We start from the raw sequence: 19,011 nt of genomic DNA, 5'->3' as shown, positions 1-19,011 counted from the left end.
CCGGGCATTTTAAAAATACCCATTACCACTCTACCTGAGGTTGCCCTTCTTCATCTCTTTGACAGCATAATCCACGGCCCTTGCCGTTAGTGCCATATAGGTAATGGAAGGATTTTGGGATCCTGTCGAGGTCATACAGGCTCCATCAGTCACAAACACATTCGGGCAAAGATGCATTTGGTTCCATCCATTTAGCAAAGAGGTTTTCGGATCTCTTCCCATCCTGATGCCGCCCATTTCGTGAATATCCAGGCCAGGGGCTTGTTTGGTGTCCGTCTTCCTGATGTTGTAACATCCCGCCTTTTCCAACATTTCAGTTCCCTGATCAAAAAAATCCTGAATTACTTTTTCGTCATTTTCATCATAATCAACGTTCACATTCAATAAGGGCATTCCCCATTCATCTGTTTTTTCACTGCTTAATGACACATAATTACTTTCCTTAGGAATGGTCTCACCTTGCATCATCATAAATACATGCCAAGGACCTGGTAGTGAATTTTGCTCTTTGAAGTCTTTTCCAAAAGGCACATTCGGTTTACCTCCCCAACCTCCTCTTCCGGCACTGTAAAAAGTCATATAGCCTCTTAAAAATTCCATTTCCTGTTTTTTAACATTCCTGAAATTGGGCATCATCACTGCACAGGGCCTCCTCCCAAAATAATATTTATCCTCATATCCATCAAAGGAGGCAAAAATATTCCCCCTGTAATTATGAAAGGCTACAAATTTCCCCAGTATACCTGAATCATTCCCTAATCCATTGGGAAAGCGTTTGGATGTACTGTTCAGTAAAATAAGATTTGAATTGAGTGCTGATGCGTTCACAAAAACAACCTTTGCAAAATATTCTGTTGGCTCTTTGGTCACCCTATCTATAACCCTTACCCCTGTAACTTTTCCCTTATCATCATCAAATATGATGGAATGTACAATTGAATCGGGTCGAATGGTCAGGTTGCCGGTAGCTGCAGCTGCTGGCAATGTAGAAGAATTAGAACTGAAATAAGCCCCAAATGGACACCCTCTTTGACATTGGTTCCTTGCCATACACTTGCCTCTTCCCTGTTGTAAATGATGGGGCTGAGGTTCTGTCAAATGGGCGCAGCGACCAATCATGACATACCTGTCTTTATACGACTCCAATATCCTGTCCCTTATCACTTTTTCAACACAATTCATCTCCCAAGGAGGAAGAAATTCACCATCTGGCAAAGTTTCAACTCCATCCTTATTCCCACTAATTCCCACAAATTTTTCAACATAGCTATACCAAGGTGCTATATCTTCATATCTTATTGGCCAATCAACGGCAAAACCGTCTCTTCCAGGTGCTTCAAAATCATACTTGCTCCATCTTTGTGTCTGTCTTGCCCAAAGTAATGACTTTCCCCCAACCTGGTATCCCCTGACCCAATCAAATGGTTTTTTCTGTATATACGGATGTTCGGTATCTTTTACAAAAAAATGTTCTGTATCCTCCTGATAAGCATAACACCTGTTTACAACAGGGTTTTCCAATTTATCTATCAAAGGCATTTTATTTCTATGGGGCATGTCCCAAGGAGCAGAGGACATGGTAGGATAATCCTTGAGATGCTCCACATTTCTCCCTCTTTCTAAGACCAAAGTTTTAAGGCCTTTTTCACAAAATTCCTTGGCTGCCCATCCTCCACTGATTCCTGAACCTATTACAATTGCATCAAAACTATGATCTGCCATTTCCTTATTCGTAACGTAGTGATTCAATCGGATCCAGTTTACTGGCCTTGTATGCAGGAAAATAACCTGAAGCCAATCCGACTATCACGCATATTATAAATGCCACTAATATCCATAACCAGGGAATCAGAAACCCGCCGGGACCTATAGCATTAGCTACAATATTACCGATTCCAATACCTAAAAAGACACCTAAAATACCTCCTAAAATACAAATTACAATCGCCTCAATCAGAAATTGTTGCCTAATTCTAAGAGGTGTGGCCCCTAATGCTTTACGGATTCCGATTTCTCTGGTCCTTTCGGTTACCGACACCATCATGATGTTCATAAGCCCAATAGCTGCCCCCAATAGGGTAATGAAACCAATGGTAAAACCACCAATTCTAAGGTATCCTGCAACTTGCTCCAAACTTTCGCCAATAGACCTACTTTTCGCAATTTCAAAAGAATCTTCTTCACCTATCCTGTCCTTACGGATCTTTCTCATGACACCGGTGGCCTGGCCCATTTCATACTCCAATTTCAAGGGATCTGTTCCACTTGCTGTTATCGTATACCTAAAAGTCCCATTGCTATCCAATCTGCTTGCATTTTCTACCGGGATAAAAATTGCCCTATCAGGCCCTGAATCTCCACCTACACTTCCTTGTTTTTCCAGAATTCCAACAATGGTGTACCTCTTCCCATAAAAGGAAATATAGTCATTGAGCGGGTTTTCATCCTTCCCAAATAATGTTTCTACCACATCAATACCTACAATGCAGACATTATTTCCATAAGTCACTTCGGTATTGGAGAAATTCCTTCCCTTTTCGATTTTAATCCCCTTTATATTAAAATAAAAGTCATCAACACCTGTAACCCTAACATTTGGATTTGTCTTTTTTGATCCCCTCTTCACTTCCACAGCCCCGGAAACAGTTGAAAATACAGTTGAAACTCCGGAGTTCCTGAACTCACTTTGAAAAGCAAGGGCTTCTTTATATTTGACAAGGGGAAATATTTTTTCAGATTTACCCTCTTGTACCATCGTCCCTCCAACCTTTGACTTGATGTCAAAATTATTGGCACCAAGACCGGAAAAGCTTTCCTCAATCTGAGATTTAATCCCATCTATGGCGGTGAGCATACCAACCAAAGAAGTGATTCCAATGGCTATAATTGTTCCTGTCAAAATAGTCCTAAGTAAATTAACTTTGACAGAATTAAGTGCTTCTTTGATATTTTCGAGCAGATTCATAAATCGTCCGTATTGGAACAGTTGTTGGTTTAATTTCTATTTCTATACCTTAATATTAATTATTCTTGTGGATAAAAACGGAAATAATAGAATATTTCTGATTCAAAAGAATTTTAGTATTGGCTCAATGCATCCTATCTCCCCTAAGATCCAGATTTTTTAAAACTTCGGCTTCATAGTCCAACCATTCCTTCCATCTTAAGTTGACTTTTTCCTTATCGTAAATCTCTCTTGCCAACTCAATGAAATTGACATAATGCCCAGCTTCTGAAATCATAAGTTCATAATAGAACTTTTTGAGTTCTTCATCATTTATATGCTTTGACAACAGTTTAAACCTTTCACAACTTCTTGCTTCAATCAGGGCATTCATCAATAAATATTCGGTCAACTGCTGTTCACGGCTTCCTCCTTTTCGGACAAACTCAGTTAGTTTTATGACGTATTCATCTTTTCTGGGTTTCCCAAATGCATAACCTCTTCGGTTGAGATGCTCCATTACCCTTTCAAAGTGCGCCCATTCTTCTGCCACTACCGGAGTAAGAACGTCCACTACTTTTTTGAAATCATAAAAATTTACAATCAGAGAAATACATGATGAAGCTGCTTTTTGCTCGCAATAAGCATGGTCAACCAAAATATCCTCAATATTCATTTCTGCAATATTGACCCATCTTGGATCGGTCGGCAACTTCAAGTGAAGCATTTTTTGTTTGGTGCTTTCTTCCCAGCTCATTTTTAATCGAATAATGGCCAACTTACCCCTAAATCTAATACGCGTTTCAGCCCAGTATAATATGGAGTTACGAAATAGCCTGGTTCACTCATGGAATTAATGTTTAAATGATTGAATCTTAGTAATATCCTTGTCCTTTTGATCCTGGCATTCAAAAAAAGATCAAATACCGGATAAGCATAAACATTGAAATCATTTTGTATAAAATACTGCTGCATTGCAGGGTTATAATTGTACGCAAAATTATCACTTCGGAACCTTCCCTCAATACCTATTTGTATATAGAGGTTTTCCCTAAACATGGGGCTGTCATAATATATCCTTGAATTGGCCACCAGTTCCGGAATTCTGAAATTATCTGCACCTTCTCCTGTGATGGTGGTATAGAAAAACTCGCCTTCCCAAAAGAATTTTTTTCTGATATGAAATGAAAAATTTATGCCCGGAATGACCATAAAAGCCTCCCCTGAGGCTTGGGTAGCCTGTTGGTTTTCATTAAAAAACACATAATTGTTTACCCTATTTGCGGTTAGATTGGGCCTAAAACTCCAACTGGGAAAATCTACTTTCAGGACACCTTTGATCTGATCTACTCCTATATTACTGAAATCATTCTCCCATTGGTGATGGTTTCCAAAATACATCATCTGTATCGAAGTGGGCTTATAAAGTGCTTTGGTATAGGAAGCCTCTAGCCAAGGAGAGGTAAACAGCCCATTAACCCGGAATGCCTCTGGCAACAAATACTCCCCCTCTGCCTCAAAACTCCACTTTTCACTGATCTCTCCTCTTAATGCACCCCCTATAAATAATTCATTGAAATTATTGTCGGATGGAAAATAAGGGCTTTTCATCTTTCCAGATCTGAATTTTACAAAGGCATTATAATATAAAGGACCAATGTCACCCTTAAAACCAACCTCATTTCTCCATTCAGTAAAACGGTTATAATTATTTGTAGTGTCCTGATTATTGAATCTTTCAGGATTATATAGGTTGAAAAAAGTGGAATCCTCTGAGTTAAGGTTTACAAAAAAGGACATTCCCTGTTTTCTTCTATCAAGTACATGGTAGACTTGCCATCCTTTTGCCAATTCATATTGATGATATAAATGGTACTCCTGCCTCAAATCAGTAGCCTTGGAATTTCTTAGCCAGACTTTGGCATCTTCATATGCAAATAAGATGGAATTTTCATCGATCTCGGGTGGAATGATTCCCCCTTGTTCATTCACCACATGGTTCATTCTTGAAAAATTACCAAGCAATAGGTATTTCCCGTTTTCTGAACTGTAATTCGTATGCATGGAATAAGAATTCTGAACAGTCAAATTATCATCCCTTGCACTTGGATTCAAGGTTTTTCTTGCCCTGATAGTACTAAAGTTAAATCCTATATTCCACCTCGGATTTACATTCCTTGCAAAGGCAAGGTCAAGCATATTTCTATTACCTCCGCCAAAAAATGCATTCATCTGGGTGTATGGGGACTTGGTATCATAATATTTCATGCTGTCCGGAGAATTGTAATACAGATCGTAAACATGAAATCCTGAAGTGGTCCCTATCATTTTTGGAACATCATAAAAAATCGGTTTGGCTGCACTTCCTATATTACCCAGATCCTGATACATCCAGCCAGACTTGGCAACAGGTTCATAATAATGGAAATTAATCAATGAAGTATCTATTTCCACTTTCCTTTCCCGGTTCCGTTTAATATCCCTTTCTAAAAAGTATAAGGTGGTTTTAGGCCCAAAAACCATTTTTGTGGAATCATCAATCAATTTCTTACGCCCTCCGGATTCTTCCTGTCCTTCCTGATCCTGATCAAATACCTGTCTTTCCCCGCCAGCCGGAGGAAATTGCCCCTGTCCCTGAGGCGGACGGGTAGGTTTTTGAATTTGAGCATTGGCCTCAAAAATCAGCAACAAAAAAAGAAATAAACCTAAATTAAACCTCACCGAAATACGCTTTTTCCTTGATTACACTTTTTATTCTTTGTTTCAAATGGTGGCTGTCTTCTTTATCCATGTGGATTTTTATAGGCAACGCAAAAATGGGAATTTCTGACAAATATAAACGGAATGCTTTATTTTTAAGTTTGACTGAATCTTTTTCGGTCGTCAATACCATACAGTCCTGATGCTTCTTTACACTTTCGCTTATTTTTTCTATATCCTTTACTGTATAATTATGATGATCTCCAAAACTGAATATTTCCAAAACCTGAAAATAACGTTGGGCTTCTTCAATAAATAACTTGTCATTTGCAATTCCGGATACCAAAACAACTTTTGAGAAGGAGTGCACTTGGTTTGGATTGATAGGATATGGCTCTCCATACCTTATTCCTGCAAAAATCACCTTTGTGTCTGTAATTTTTTTGATGCTGTTCCGAAATTCCTTTTTGATCTCCTCTCCAGCATTCACGGGAGTCTTGGTCACAATTATTACATCTGCCCTTATCGCCCCTTTCGCATTCTCTCTTAAGGTGCCTAGAGGTAATACCTTATCCGTAAAAAAAGGTTTCTGAAAGGTGGTTAATAAGATGTAAAAATCTCCTTTAACATACCTGTGCTGAAAAGCATCATCCAGAATAATTAGATCAGTTTTAGGTTTCTCCAAAAGTATCTTTGGAATTGCCAAAACCCTCTTCTCCCCAACTGCAACCGTGACTTTATTTCCAAATTTGAAATAAATCTGGTAAGGTTCATCCCCCATTTCACTTGGACCCAATTCTGGTTTGGCAAGTAGAAACCCCTTAGTCTTCCTACCATAACCCCTGCTTAAAGTTGCTACATCATGCTCATCCTGAAACATGTCTATTAAAAACTCCACCATCGGTGTCTTTCCCGAGCCCCCTAAATTCAGGTTACCAACTACAATTGTTGGAACAGTAAAGGAAACGCTTTTCTTTTGGCCTGTATCAAATTTTTTGTTACGGATTTTGGTAACCTCATCATAAATTAGTGCAAATGGATAAAGCAAAGGATCATACCAAGGCATTGGCTTATTTTATTTAATTTTGAACAAATTAATATAAAAATTATGGTTTATTCGATTAGGGATGTTGTTTCTTATTTGGACAGAATCGCCCCTCCGGCCTACCAAGAGTCTTATGATAATGCACAACTCATCACTGGCAATCCTAAGGAAAATGTCAGGGGAGTGTTATGTGCATTGGATGTCACGGAAGCGGTAATAGATGAAGCCATTTCTTTGGGATGTAATTTGATTGTAGCCCACCATCCTATTGTATTCAAAGGGTTAAAAAGCCTTACTGGAAAAAATTATGTGGAAAGAACGGTGATAAAAGCCATCAAGAATGATATCGCCATCTATGCCATCCATACCAATTTAGATCATGTATCCAATGGGGTCAACAAAAAAATTTGCGACAGGTTGGGATTGGTCAATACTTCAATTCTCCAACCTAAGAAGGAAATTTTATCCAAGTTGGTCACTTTTACCCCAAAGGAAGCTACTGAAAAAGTATTAAAAGCCTTATTTGATGCTGGAGCAGGAGAAATAGGTGAATATTCTGGGTGCAGCTTTATGACTGAAGGAACGGGTACTTATACCCCATCAGATCAATCAAATCCTTTTAAAGGAAAAAAAGGTAGACCACACCGGGAACCAGAAACCAGGATAGAAGTTCTTGTCCCTTCATTTTTGGAAAAAAGAATTCTAAATGCCTTGAAATCTGCACACCCCTATGAGGAGGTGGCATATTTCATACAAAAACTGGAAAATGAAAACCAATATGTAGGATCGGGAATGCTTGGACATTTGGATTATCCCATGAACGAAACTGAGTTTCTTCACCATTTAAAAAAAACCATGGACCTTCAAGTGATCAAACATACAGGCTTATTAAATAAGCCAATTCAAAAAATTGCTGTCTGTGGAGGAGCAGGAATTTTCCTCTTAAACCAGGCAAAGAATTCAGGAGCTCAAATATTCATTACCTCAGACGTCAAATACCATGAATTCTTTGATGCTGAAAATCAAATAGTTATTTGTGATATAGGACATTACGAGAGTGAAATTTATACAAAAGAATTATTGGTAGAGTTATTGTCGCAAAATTTTACTAATATTGCACTCTATTTGACAAAAGTAGTTACGAATCCCATAACTTATCTATAGTACATGGAAAGTACAGTTGCACAAAAACTTGAAGCACTTCTAAACCTTCAGAAAATAGATTCCAGACTCGATGCGATTTTTAAAATAAGAGGAGCCCTTCCGGAAGAAGTACAAGACCTTGAAGATGAAATAGCAGGATACGAGACCAGATTGGAAAAATTCAATCAGGACATTGTTTCACTTGAAGAAGACATTAAAAAATTCAAGGAAAACATTAAGGAATCCGAAAAGCTGATCAAAAAATACCAAGAACAGCAGATGAACGTCAGAAACAACAGGGAGTACGACGCGATCACAAAAGAACTCGAACTGCAGGATTTAGAGATACAGGTATCCAAAAAGAAAATCGGTGAAGCCCAAGCTAAAATCGAAAGCAAAAATAAGGATGTCGAGGAACTTAGAGACTACTTGAAAGAACGTCAAAAAGACCTTTCCAACAAGCAAGACGAACTTACCACGATTGTTTCAGAAAGTGAAAATGAGGAATCTAAATTAAAGGCAGACAGGGAAAAAGCTGTAAAGAAAATTGAGGACCGTCTTTATAAATCCTATGCTAAAATACGTTCTAACGCAAAGAATGGCTTAGCTGTAGTGATGGTAAAAAGAGGTGCTTGCGGTGGCTGTTTCAATGTTGTACCTCCTCAAAGACAAGCCGATATCAGAGAGAAGAAAAAACTCATTGTATGTGAGCATTGCGGAAGAATCTTCGCTGGCGTTGAAGACGAAATTGAAGAAGAAGCAACCAAAAAGAAAAGAAGCAGAGTTTAAAATACTTAAAAAAAGCCCGATAAATTCGGGCTTTTTTGTTTTTATTATATAATATTTTGATTTTTAAACAATATTTTGCGTTATGTGTTACTTTTTTATACATTAACGTTGTGAAAAATTTTATAACTACTTTCCTTCTGTTTTTAATCTCAATTTTAGTTTTTGCAAAAGAAACTGAAGAGAAAACCTTTTTGGTTCTTTTTGACAGAGCAGAACTGAAAGAATATAAAACAAGTCCCAACTACATTGAATTAAGTCTTACAAATATTTTCAAAACCAAATCTTATTCTGGAAATTCGGACGCGGCAATTATCGTAAAAGTCCCTTACAGTAATATAGATGAGTGCCAATTAGGCTACATTTTTGTAAGGGTTAATAATAAGACAATACTACCTTTACAGGATATCGCACTGAAGATCATTGATTTGGATTATTCCAAAACCACCTATGATCAACTTTTAACCTCTTTTGAGGATAAGGCACAGAAAAACAAAAAAAATAATAAGACTGTCAAAACAATTCCAAGTCTTTAAGGTGCTCCCCGGCATTATTTTTTTCTACACTGAACAAACCCAGGCTATTTTGACTCAAAATATATAATCCGAGATTTTGATGTTTAAATACATCCATAAACCTTAGGTCATATCCCAACAAAAGACTCAAGAGGATCCTCATTGCCCTTCCATGCATGCAGATAAGAATAGTTTCCCCCGGTTGGGAAAGGATATGGCCGATTCCTCTTCTCAATCGCTCTGCCACTAGGACAGGACTTTCCCCTCCCTCAATTGCATAATCCAGATCTCCAGAAGACCATCTTTCCAACATATGTTCATAGTATTTATTTTCCTCAGGGGTCATGGGCACTCCCTCATATCTTCCCCAGGAAATTTCATTTAAGTCTGGCACTGCCTCATGAGGAAGACCCAAATTCAAAAATTCCTGTACGGATTGTTTGGTCCTTTTGAGCCCTGTATAATAGACTTTGTCGAATGGAACATTTTTGTAGTATTCGAAAAATGCCTTTGCCTGCAATTGCCCATTTCTGTTCAAAGGGGCATCTATGCCACTCCCCTGGACCACACCTCTTAAATTATAATCGGTTTGTCCATGACGGACAATGTAGATTTTTTTAGTAAACAAGTTTCTTTATTTTTGTTTCAGGTATCAAAGAAAAAACTTTTATTCCAAATTACATGATATTTCCTCCAAACCTTAGCCTTGAAGAAATCAACAGCTGGGGAAAAAACACCATGACTGATTTTTTGGAAATCCGATTTACCCATATTGGAGATGACTATTTGGAGGCAACCATGCCAGTAAGTCCCAAAACCAAACAGCCCCTTGGCCTGTTACATGGAGGAGCAAATATTGTATTGGCTGAAACCCTGGGAAGTGTAGCTGCTACTTTGACTGTAAACCAGAAAAATCAATTCTGTGTGGGACTGGAAATCAATGCCAATCACCTCAAATCGGTCAAGGAAGGTTTGGTAAGGGGTATAACAAAACCTATACATCTGGGAAAAAAAACGCAGGTATGGGAAATTAAAATTTATACTGAAAATGGAGACCTTAGCTGCATTAGCAGGATCACCATGGCAATAATGGATAAAAAACAACATGCATAAAGCACTGGATCTAAAAATAGAAAGTTTAGAGCATTACTTAGGTTGCTTATTGTCCTGGCACCTAAAAGAAGGTCACCATGTAGCAGTTTGGAGACTGCCTAAATCAAATTTTTTACAGGTATTGATTGATAAAAGTGGCAAAACGAAGCGGGTTGATCCAATTTTGGAGGAATTGCCTTCAGGATTTATTGTTCACCCTTTTGAGGATCAACAAGATCAAAAGGCATTTTTCCTTGAGGCAGATAGCTATTTCAAAATTGATTTGAACATTCCTCTTGCAGAACAAGCTGATCAAATTGATTCCATTAAGGAAATAAAATCTTTGGAAGAAAATGCCGGGATTTTAAGAAAATCATTTGTTAATCCAAAAGAACAACATACTCTAGGTTATTACAAAGCCTGCACAAAAAAGGATTTTGTAAGCTTAGTTCAAAAAGGAATTGAAGCCATCAAATCAGGCCAGCTCAATAAAATCGTTCCAGCAAGATTGAAGAAAAAAACCTTAAGTGAAGAGTTTGATCTTGTTCAATCTATTAAGAGTCTTGTCTATACCTATCCGAATGCCTTCATCAATTTTTTCCATATTCCTGGTGTAGGAACATGGTTGGGCGCCTCACCTGAAATTTTGATACAAACAAGGGGTGATGCCTTTTATACCATGTCCCTGGCGGGAACCCAAAAAGCAAGAGGGGACAACCCCCTGAAAAATGCAGCTTGGACACAAAAAGAAATCGAAGAACAGGCATTGGTAAGCCGTTATATCGTGGACTGCTTTAAAAAAATCAGACTCCGGGAATATGATGAACAAGGGCCAAAAACAGTGCTCGCAGGTAATTTACTGCACTTACGGTCTGACTTTAAGGTTGATATGAAGGCCACAAATTTCCCTCAATTAGGCTCGGTAATGTTGAAACTTCTGCATCCAACTTCAGCAGTCTGCGGCATGCCGAGAAACAAGGCTTTTGAATTTCTCAGGGAATTTGAAAAACTTAACAGGTCCCTTTTTGCAGGATATATAGGACCAGCCAATGTAGAGGGGGAGACCTCCATTTTTGTAAATCTGCGTACTGCTATGTTGACTGAAAAAGAAGCATTCCTTTTTGCGGGTGCTGGGGTAACTGAGGATTCCAATCCGGAAAAAGAATGGGAAGAAACAGAAATGAAGTGTGAAATCATAGGAAAACATCTAAAATAGACCCCATTGATCATCCAGCCTATCATCGATCTTGTTTCTCTTTGTGCCCAAAAAGGCATTAAAAATGCCATATTATCACCGGGTTCAAGATGTGCCCCGATTTCATTGGCATTTGCCAGGCACCCTGATATTCATGCACGGACTATACCGGACGAAAGGTCAGCTGCCTTTATCGCAATGGGAATGGCCCAACAAATAGAAAAACCTGTTGTATTGGTTTGCACCTCAGGATCAGCGGCTTACAATTATGCCCCCGCTATCGCAGAGGCTTTTTTCCAACAAATTCCTTTAGTAGTGATCACTGCTGATAGACCTCCCGAGTGGATTGACCAATGGGATGGTCAGACCATCAGGCAAACAGAAATCTTCGGAAAACACGTTAAGGGTTCTTTCACTTTCCCCGATAGTTTTGATCATCGGGATAAAGTTTGGCATGCCAATAGGATAACCAATGAAGCTATTAATTTGGCCTCGCAATTCCCAGCAGGTCCTGTTCATCTCAATATTCCTTTAAGAGAACCCTTTTATCCAGAGAAAGAGGAAATATTTGACTTTAACAGGGAAGTTAGGTCAATGGAACCCCTAAAGGGTACATTGCAACTTTTGGAAGATGTCAAGCAAAAACTCTCTTCGATCATTTCAAGCTATAGAAGAATACTCATAGTTCCTGGTCAACAGCGACCAAATTCAAAAATCCTGCAAATCCTAAATGAAATCTCATGTGAAGGAATTGCGGTAGTAGTTGCCGATTCTATTTCAAATTTACAATCTGAGTACACCATAAATTACCATGATCATTTTATTGGAAATGATCAATGGGTTGAAAATTTAAAACCGGATTTAATCCTTTCCTTTGGTAAATCTATCATTTCAAAAAATCTGAAACTTTTTCTAAGGAAATCCAAGACTGAACACTGGCATATTCAACCCGGAGGTTATACTCCTGATACTTTTCAGTCTTTAGAGAAAAACATAGAATGTCATCCTCTTTCTTTTCTCCAATTTTTGAAAGAAAATGCAAAAAGCAACTTTGCCTATGTACAAAAATGGATGGAATTGGAAAGCCGTGTGAAAAGCAGAATCACCCAAATATTAGAGGAAGCAGCATTTGGAGAATATAAAGCACTTCACAATTGTTTCGCCAAAATCCCTATCCAATCCAAAGTCCATGTAGCAAACAGTATGGCAGTCCGCTATGTCAATTTTCTAGGAGAAAGACCCCAGGAAATAATCTGCAATAGAGGCACCAGTGGCATTGACGGAAGTAACAGTACTGCTGTAGGATGCAACTTTACAACCAAGGATCCTGTCACATTGATTACAGGGGACATGGCGTTTTTTTATGACAGGAATGCATTTTGGCACAATTACCCGATGAATAATTTACGGATAATTCTGTTAAACAACCATGCAGGTGGAATTTTCCGGTTGATCGAGGGGCCAGCCAAACAGCCTGAATTGGAAGAGTTTTTTGAAACCCGACAAAGGTTGAGTGCAGGTTATCTTGCCATGGATTTTGGTTTTGAATACCATTTGGCTAATGACGAAAGAAGTCTGGAAATGGGCCTGAAAGATTTTTATAACAAATCCATACATCCTAAAATCCTTGAAATCGAAACTGTCAGTAAAAACAATGCTCAGGTGCTACAATGGGTTAAACAGAAAATATCAGAAGTATTGAATTCATAATTTGGTCTGAATCGTTTGGCAATTGGCCACTTAAAATTGCTCAGGCTACCCCAAAACATTTCATCTAATGCCCATCCCTAATATCCATCCTATTTTTTTATCAAAATGCCCTCGAGTTCTTCCAAAGATTTATTTTTAGTTTCAGGCACCACAAACCAAACAAAGAACAGGCCTACAGCTGCAAAAAGCCCATAAATAAGAAAAGTATTGCTACTGCCCAGCGTATCCAACTGCCATGGAAAAAATTGCTGTACTAGATAACTTATCAATGAATTAATAAAGCCTACAAATGAAATGGCAGCACCTTTGATTTTGATAGGGAAAAGCTCTGAGAACAGTACCCACATTACAGGGCCTATGGAAATGGCAAAAGATGCCACAAAGCCTAAAATCCCAACTAAAATAAGTGTTGGGTTCATCTTGATTGCAGAAGTGATCAATTCAGACTCATAAGTAATTGCTTTCTTTTCACCTAAATTATCCCTTATTGCCTGCTTGAATCTGACATCATTTTCATACAGCACATCCATCATGGGAGCTATTTCGCTTTGGCTGATTTCTGAAGGAAGATCGAGATTTGATGCCCTTGATAATTGATAAGTTGCCTGTCCAAAACCATAGGCCAGAAGTCCCATACACAGGGCAATGCCGGCCAAGCCTCCAAGTAACAATGGTTTTCTCCCCAACTTATCAATAAACAAGATGGCAAAAACTGTAAAAACCAAATTGGTCAGACCCACCAAAATAGCTTGTATAAATGAAGCATCTGTCCCAATCCCTGACTGTTCAAAAATCATGGGTGCATAGAAAAAAACAGAATTTATTCCTGTAATTTGTTGCAGAATGGCAATAATAACCCCAATTACCAATACGAGCCGGTAGGCAGGTTTGAAGAACTCTGTAAGTTTAGCTTTTTCTTTTCCCTGTTCTTCATGGATACTTTTGATGGCGTCATTGATTTGCTTTTTGGCATCCTCCACATCCGTAAACTGCTTCATTATAAACAAAGCTTGATCGGTTTGACCCTTCATCACCAACCACCTGGGACTTTTAGGCACGAAAAACAGACCCACATAAAATAAAACTGCAGGAAATAATTCAATTCCCAGCATCCATCTCCAATTCCATTTATCAAACCCTAAAGTATTGGCCCAATTTGAATCTAATGCACCAAGTTTCAAAATCAGGTAATTCGTAAAAAAAGCTATAGATATACCAATGACAATATTGAGCTGATTAAAGGAAACCAATCTTCCCCTCATAGCAGGTGGTGCAATTTCTGCTATATACATGGGAGCAAGAATCAAAGCCGCACCCACCCCAAATCCACCTACCATCCTGGCAATTACCAAAGATAGAAAATTAGGGGCAATGGCAGAACCCAGGGCGCTTACTGCAAACAAAATGGCTGCTACCTGTAGAATTTTCCTTCTTCCATACCGATCACTTAAAGGTCCGGAAACCATCATTGCAAGGGTCGCTGTCAGAGTGAGAGATGCAACAGACCAGCCCAGTTCCAATTTGGTCAAATTGAACTCACTTTCGATAAATTTGACTACTCCTGAAATAACAGATGCATCAAAACCCATCAAAAAACCGCCCAATGCCACGATGAGAGAAATTCTGATGGTGTAAGATTGATTTTTTGTCAACTTATTATGAGTTAGATATCATTAATTTTTTTGAAAAACCCTCACATAATCCACTGCCATTTGTTGAGGAAATTCGGTAGTTCCGTCGGGACTTCCAGGCCAATTACCCCCCACCGCAACATTGAATAGAAAGAAAAAGGATTCCCTAAATTCATTTAAATCTTGAGGAGTGGTGTCTATTTCATGAAAAGCCACATTATCTAATAGCCATACAATCTTTCCTTCATCCCAAACAATGGAAAACACATGGAATTTATCGTTTAAAATACCCTGATCCAAGCGCTTACTACCTCCATAATTAGCCCAATTTCCGTTGCTTGCCCAATGAACGGTTCCATGGACCGTATTGTCTTTTCCATCCTGACTTCCACCAACCATTTCCATGATATCAATTTCTCCACAGAAAGGCCAACCAACTTCTGTTATATTATCTCCTAGCATCCACAAAGCAGGCCATAGCCCTTGTCCTTTTGGTAATGCAGCACGGATATCAATCCTACCATACTTAAATGACTTTTTACCTTGAGTTTTGATTCTTGAAGAAGTAAAATTTTTACCTCCAAAATTTTCCTGGAGAGCTTTAATGATGAGATAACCGTCTCTTACCTCAGTATTTTCCCTCCTATAATACTGGAGTTCGTTATTCCCCCATCCACATAATGCCGGACAGCCATCACCGATTTCAAAAACCCAATCCTCAGATAAGGTGTTTCCTTCAAACTCGTCATTCCATACCATTTGATAGCCCTCATATTCCAAAGGGCTTTCAAAACCACTCTGTGGAAATTCAAATCCCAAGTCGGAATTGGACATGGTTATGATAGAGAATGCAGTGATAAATTTAGATTCGGAAGAATGAGCCTGTACGGCAATATTATACCTTCCAGGATCTGTATAGGAATAGGTCACCTCATTTCCATTGACCCTAATCCAATCACTGTTTGGAATTCCAAAATTCACCATAAAATAATTCGTATTGGCTGCTTGCAAAGTAAGCCTTACCAATCCGTTTGCTTCTTTGCTTATTAAAACCTCTAAACCAGAAGGAAGTGGTTCTACAACAGTATCTTCTCCCTCACCACAGGAATAAAAAAAGAAAGAGAAAATTATTAAATAGTGTAAAAACTTAATTTTGTTCATATTTAAATTTAATGAATTTCTATTCTAAAAATACAAGAATTCTCAAAAGAAAACCCCTTATACAAACTAAAAAAGTTTTAGAAAGGGCTTCTAAACCACAGTTTTTCGAAATTTATTATAAAGATTGCCCTTGTGAAATAAATGAAATGGAATTGTCCGAAGTCCTTTTCCTATATTCTTGATGCAGTAAAAAAATCAAAGCCCCTTCAAACAATGTCAGGAAAAAAAGACCAGGAACAGCAAATACTACAGTCATGAAACTGATTCCTGTAACTATCCCTAGTGCACCAACTATGATATAGGTTGTGCCTTTTGTATTGGACAGATGAATAAAACCGGTAGCAAATAACACATAAAGAATTCCGGAAATCAAAGATCTCAATAGTATTCCGGAATATATTTCTGTTCCCATCCAATAAGTCAGGACATCTTCCAAAATAAATGCACCGGTCAAAATCATGAGAAAGATGGAAGTCACTTTCAAAAGTAGGTTGGAAAATTCTTCTCCCAACCGATAAAAAGCGCTGGTAAATAGCAGAAAAGAAAAAAGCACTGCCGTTTTTAATAAAGTATACAAATATCCAAATCCATGGGTATAGCTCGACTTTTCGACAAATATCTGTAAATCCAAAATTGACTCAACCATGGCCAAAATCAAATAGATGATCCCAGCTATAAATGAAAATTTAAGCCAAGTTGCCAAGTTATTTGTTTGGGTATTCTTTGCATCCTCTATATTGAAATGCTTGATTTCTGAGGGGTTTACCTCTAAAACTTCCAAAATTGCCTTGACGGTATATGACCTTGGGGTCACCTCCCCTGCCTCAATGCGTTGGATCGTGCGTACATTGATATTGCATCGCTCTACCAGTTCTTCCTGGGTCAATCCTTTGGCCTTTCTCCATTCCTGGATCTTCTGCCCTAACAGTGGTTGTTTCATGTTGTGAATGTTTTGTTTGACCATGGCAAGTTGGAAGGATTCTTACAAATATAACCCGAAAAAAGGGAGGATTTCACCCGACATTTGGACGACATTTGAGGGAGAAGCGAGAAATTAAAGGTGAGAGTAAGATACAAGAAACAAGACTACTTTTAGAAATTAATAGGGATTGGTATATACTTTGCGATATAATGGTAGATATTTGCCTACTTCGACAAGCTCAGCACAAGTTCGGCTATATTTTGATGGCGTTTTGAGATGAAGATTATCCTTATAAAAGGATAAATGAAAATAATGACTTTCCAAAATCAGGAAAGCTCTGGTTTGAACAACCGATCATATCCGATGACTTTCCTGAGTTTTTTGTCCAAAGTCCAAAGCTTCAACTCATTTTTGTTTACCGCATGAAAAATAACAGCATCAATCAACCCCACTCCTTGTTTCACCAAGTTTTCTCTTTGCGACAAAAATCCTGCTTCAATGATATGATAAGGCTCATCCAAACTTGGAATGATATTGACCAACTGTATAATCGTCTCCACCTCTCTTTTCCCTTTGGCTCCTTGAAGTAATTCCGCAAAGATCAACTCCATGCCATAAACTCTATTGTCTTCCAAGAGTTCTTGGCATACTAAAAAGACATCTGGATTACCTCTCAGGTATTCAATCCAAATAGAGGTATCAAAAAAGACACCTCTCACCGGCGATTCAAATCTCTTAATTCTTGAGCAGAATACTTAAATTCTAAAGGCTCACTGACAATAGTAGCTCCGATTTGTTTGATTTTTTGAGATCGGATATAAGAAACCAAGGCTACCTTCAATGCCTCCGTGATCGTATCAGCCTTAGAAAGCTCCATCGCCTCATCTATTAATTCCTTGGAAATAATTGCTGTAACTTTCATTATTTCAGTTTTTTACAAAAATACGATAACATATCGTATAAGTAGAAAAATAGAAAGATTTTTTAAGAAAAGTTTACTTAACCTAAATCAACCCTAACACTTTAGCAAGACAAACCTTGACTTCTGCCAATTCAGATTCTGTAAGTAGTCCTATTTTCTTAACAATTCTTTTCTCCTACAGACTTTTGACTTGAAAACAATCTGCAAAAGAAACTTTTGTTAATCCATTTAATTGATTAGGTGAAAAGCTAACCGTCCAAACCTTTCGTTCTTTGAACCCATATGTAAGCAGAACAACAATTTTTAAAGGCAATATTTCAATATCCATCCATATCGCAACGTTAATATCTATTAATATCACCTTTAATTTATATCAACCCTAGTACCTTACCCAAAGCCGGATTCCTATTTCCCTTTTTCCAAACAACATACAGCTCCGTTTTTTGCTTGATCTTGTCCAGCTCAATAAACTTCACCTTCAAATCGTAACCTTGGCGAAGTGATGTCGGAACAATGGCCACACCCAAACCTGCCTCCACCAATTTGAAAATAGTCAGGGCATGGACAGACTTATGGGTGATGCGGGGAGAAAAACCCCTATCCTCACAGATAGACATGATCTTATCATAGTAAATGGAGGAATAATCATGGGAAAAAAGGATAAAGTTTTCTTCCTTCAATTGGCCTACATGCTTGAAATCACTCTCAGCCAGAGGATGGTTCAAAGGCAAAACCACCGAGAAAGTATCCTGATGCACCATTTTCATCTGAAGCACTTCAGGAACCCGTGCCAACCGCACAAAACCCAAATCCAATTTGTCCTTTTCCAGCATTTCTACCTGCAAAGTATTGCTGAGTTCCTCCATGGTCGTTTGGATGCCGGGGAATTGTTGCGAGATTTTTACCAGAAGTTCGGGCAGGACAGTATGGGCCGCTGAACCTAAGAAGCCAATCCTCAGTTCACCAATATTTCCCAAGGAAATTTCCTTGAGTTGGGTTTTCGTGAGTTCAAGGTGATTGAAGATATAGTCTACTTCAGATTTGAGATAATGCCCCGCAGCCGTCAGTTCCACCCGCCGCTTGGTCCGTTCAAACAACTGCACCTCCAGGATTTCTTCCATCTGCTTGATCTGACGGCTGAGACCCGGCTGAGAAATAAATAATCGCTCCGCTGCCCGCCCAAAGTTCAGTTCTTCGGCGACTGCGCGGAAATATTCGAGGTGGCGAAGTTCTATGTTCATATTT

At 38.5% G+C, this 19,011-nt stretch carries 18 protein-coding genes; 6 read left to right on the top strand and 12 right to left on the bottom strand.

Features of this window, described 5'->3' with window-relative positions; all coding sequences use genetic code 11:
- Positions 1 to 30: 30 nt before the first annotated feature.
- From ACFSKV_RS13155 to lpxK, 5 genes are all read right to left on the bottom strand, one after another.
- Positions 31 to 1,722 (bottom strand): GMC oxidoreductase, encoded by a 1,692-nt coding sequence (locus ACFSKV_RS13155; RefSeq protein WP_380804015.1) that lies wholly within the window; start codon positions 1,720 to 1,722, stop codon positions 31 to 33.
- Positions 1,723 to 1,726: 4 nt separating this feature from the next.
- Positions 1,727 to 2,965 (bottom strand): ABC transporter permease, encoded by a 1,239-nt coding sequence (locus tag ACFSKV_RS13150; protein ID WP_380803523.1) that lies wholly within the window; start codon positions 2,963 to 2,965, stop codon positions 1,727 to 1,729.
- Between the two features lie 124 nt (positions 2,966 to 3,089).
- Entirely contained in the window at positions 3,090 to 3,701 is a 612-nt protein-coding gene (locus ACFSKV_RS13145) for a MiaE family protein (protein WP_380803521.1), read from the bottom strand.
- 2 nt (positions 3,702 to 3,703) lie between these two features.
- Positions 3,704 to 5,665 carry a putative porin gene (locus tag ACFSKV_RS13140; RefSeq protein WP_380803519.1) on the bottom strand — a complete coding sequence of 654 codons (1,962 nt, stop codon included), beginning with the start codon at positions 5,663 to 5,665 and terminating at the stop codon, positions 3,704 to 3,706.
- A complete protein-coding gene (gene lpxK / locus ACFSKV_RS13135; RefSeq protein ID WP_380803517.1) occupies positions 5,655 to 6,710 on the bottom strand; it encodes a tetraacyldisaccharide 4'-kinase in 1,056 nt (351 codons plus the stop codon). The genes ACFSKV_RS13140 and lpxK overlap by 11 nt, the downstream gene beginning before the upstream one ends.
- Before the next feature lie 42 nt (positions 6,711 to 6,752).
- Here lpxK and ACFSKV_RS13130 point away from each other — a divergent pair, with 42 nt between their 5' ends.
- The 3 genes from ACFSKV_RS13130 (at position 6,753) to ACFSKV_RS13120 (ending at position 9,154) form a co-directional block, all read left to right on the top strand.
- Positions 6,753 to 7,853: a Nif3-like dinuclear metal center hexameric protein gene (locus ACFSKV_RS13130; RefSeq protein WP_380803515.1), complete on the top strand. Its 1,101-nt coding sequence runs from the start codon at positions 6,753 to 6,755 to the stop codon at positions 7,851 to 7,853.
- A gap of 3 nt (positions 7,854 to 7,856) precedes the next feature.
- The gene (locus tag ACFSKV_RS13125; protein ID WP_380803514.1) at positions 7,857 to 8,621 is read left to right on the top strand and encodes a zinc ribbon domain-containing protein; all 765 of its coding nucleotides are present in this window, start codon (positions 7,857 to 7,859) and stop codon (positions 8,619 to 8,621) included.
- Between the two features lie 110 nt (positions 8,622 to 8,731).
- Positions 8,732 to 9,154: a hypothetical protein gene (locus ACFSKV_RS13120; protein WP_380803512.1), complete on the top strand. Its 423-nt coding sequence runs from the start codon at positions 8,732 to 8,734 to the stop codon at positions 9,152 to 9,154.
- Here ACFSKV_RS13120 and ACFSKV_RS13115 read toward each other — a convergent pair.
- On the bottom strand, positions 9,132 to 9,761 hold the full coding sequence (locus ACFSKV_RS13115; RefSeq protein WP_380803509.1) for a histidine phosphatase family protein: 630 nt from the start codon (positions 9,759 to 9,761) through the stop codon (positions 9,132 to 9,134). The two genes, ACFSKV_RS13120 and ACFSKV_RS13115, sit on opposite strands and share 23 nt — an antisense overlap.
- Positions 9,762 to 9,814: 53 nt before the next feature.
- On the opposite strand from ACFSKV_RS13115, the gene ACFSKV_RS13110 reads away from it, so the two are divergent.
- Genes ACFSKV_RS13110 through menD form a run of 3 tightly spaced genes read left to right on the top strand, consistent with a single transcriptional unit; the run spans position 9,815 to position 13,130 of the window.
- Positions 9,815 to 10,246, top strand: coding sequence for a hotdog fold thioesterase (locus ACFSKV_RS13110; protein ID WP_380803507.1), 432 nt, complete (start codon positions 9,815 to 9,817; stop codon positions 10,244 to 10,246).
- A complete protein-coding gene (locus tag ACFSKV_RS13105) occupies positions 10,239 to 11,441 on the top strand; it encodes a chorismate-binding protein (protein ID WP_380803503.1) in 1,203 nt (400 codons plus the stop codon). The genes ACFSKV_RS13110 and ACFSKV_RS13105 overlap by 8 nt, the downstream gene beginning before the upstream one ends.
- Positions 11,442 to 11,447: 6 nt before the next feature.
- Positions 11,448 to 13,130 carry a 2-succinyl-5-enolpyruvyl-6-hydroxy-3-cyclohexene-1-carboxylic-acid synthase gene (menD, locus tag ACFSKV_RS13100; RefSeq protein ID WP_380803500.1) on the top strand — a complete coding sequence of 561 codons (1,683 nt, stop codon included), beginning with the start codon at positions 11,448 to 11,450 and terminating at the stop codon, positions 13,128 to 13,130.
- An 89-nt stretch (positions 13,131 to 13,219) separates the two neighbouring features.
- On the opposite strand, the gene ACFSKV_RS13095 is transcribed toward menD, so the two are convergent.
- From ACFSKV_RS13095 to ACFSKV_RS13070, 6 genes are all read right to left on the bottom strand, one after another.
- Entirely contained in the window at positions 13,220 to 14,782 is a 1,563-nt protein-coding gene (locus ACFSKV_RS13095; RefSeq protein WP_380803498.1) for a sugar porter family MFS transporter, read from the bottom strand.
- Between the two features lie 21 nt (positions 14,783 to 14,803).
- A complete protein-coding gene (locus tag ACFSKV_RS13090; protein WP_380803495.1) occupies positions 14,804 to 15,922 on the bottom strand; it encodes a glycoside hydrolase family 16 protein in 1,119 nt (372 codons plus the stop codon).
- Between the two features lie 115 nt (positions 15,923 to 16,037).
- Complete coding sequence (locus tag ACFSKV_RS13085) at positions 16,038 to 16,862, bottom strand: helix-turn-helix domain-containing protein (protein ID WP_380803492.1); 825 nt, start codon at positions 16,860 to 16,862, stop codon at positions 16,038 to 16,040.
- 308 nt (positions 16,863 to 17,170) lie between these two features.
- Positions 17,171 to 17,563 carry a PIN domain-containing protein gene (locus ACFSKV_RS13080; protein WP_380803488.1) on the bottom strand — a complete coding sequence of 131 codons (393 nt, stop codon included), beginning with the start codon at positions 17,561 to 17,563 and terminating at the stop codon, positions 17,171 to 17,173.
- A complete protein-coding gene (locus ACFSKV_RS13075) occupies positions 17,560 to 17,766 on the bottom strand; it encodes a type II toxin-antitoxin system VapB family antitoxin (protein ID WP_380803485.1) in 207 nt (68 codons plus the stop codon). The genes ACFSKV_RS13080 and ACFSKV_RS13075 overlap by 4 nt, the downstream gene beginning before the upstream one ends.
- A 368-nt stretch (positions 17,767 to 18,134) precedes the next feature.
- Entirely contained in the window at positions 18,135 to 19,007 is an 873-nt protein-coding gene (locus ACFSKV_RS13070; protein ID WP_380803483.1) for a LysR family transcriptional regulator, read from the bottom strand.
- Between the last annotated feature and the right edge of the window lie 4 nt (positions 19,008 to 19,011).

This window comes from Shivajiella indica, from assembly GCF_042683085.1.
In the GTDB taxonomy this organism is placed as follows: domain Bacteria; phylum Bacteroidota; class Bacteroidia; order Cytophagales; family Cyclobacteriaceae; genus Shivajiella; species Shivajiella indica.
Note: the sequence above shows the minus strand (reverse complement) of the source record. Positions and strands in the feature narration are given on the sequence as shown.

Coding starts and splice junctions, on each gene's coding strand:
- ACFSKV_RS13150 (WP_380803523.1), bottom strand. CDS start 2,965: ATGAATCTGCTCGAAAATATCAAAGAAGCACTTAATTCTGTCAAAGTT.
- ACFSKV_RS13085 (WP_380803492.1), bottom strand. CDS start 16,862: ATGAAACAACCACTGTTAGGGCAGAAGATCCAGGAATGGAGAAAGGCC.
- lpxK (WP_380803517.1), bottom strand. CDS start 6,710: ATGCCTTGGTATGATCCTTTGCTTTATCCATTTGCACTAATTTATGAT.
- ACFSKV_RS13145 (WP_380803521.1), bottom strand. CDS start 3,701: ATGAGCTGGGAAGAAAGCACCAAACAAAAAATGCTTCACTTGAAGTTG.
- ACFSKV_RS13110 (WP_380803507.1), top strand. CDS start 9,815: ATGATATTTCCTCCAAACCTTAGCCTTGAAGAAATCAACAGCTGGGGA.
- ACFSKV_RS13130 (WP_380803515.1), top strand. CDS start 6,753: ATGGTTTATTCGATTAGGGATGTTGTTTCTTATTTGGACAGAATCGCC.
- ACFSKV_RS13125 (WP_380803514.1), top strand. CDS start 7,857: ATGGAAAGTACAGTTGCACAAAAACTTGAAGCACTTCTAAACCTTCAG.
- ACFSKV_RS13105 (WP_380803503.1), top strand. CDS start 10,239: ATGCATAAAGCACTGGATCTAAAAATAGAAAGTTTAGAGCATTACTTA.
- ACFSKV_RS13155 (WP_380804015.1), bottom strand. CDS start 1,722: ATGGCAGATCATAGTTTTGATGCAATTGTAATAGGTTCAGGAATCAGT.
- ACFSKV_RS13090 (WP_380803495.1), bottom strand. CDS start 15,922: ATGAACAAAATTAAGTTTTTACACTATTTAATAATTTTCTCTTTCTTT.
- ACFSKV_RS13070 (WP_380803483.1), bottom strand. CDS start 19,007: ATGAACATAGAACTTCGCCACCTCGAATATTTCCGCGCAGTCGCCGAA.
- ACFSKV_RS13075 (WP_380803485.1), bottom strand. CDS start 17,766: ATGAAAGTTACAGCAATTATTTCCAAGGAATTAATAGATGAGGCGATG.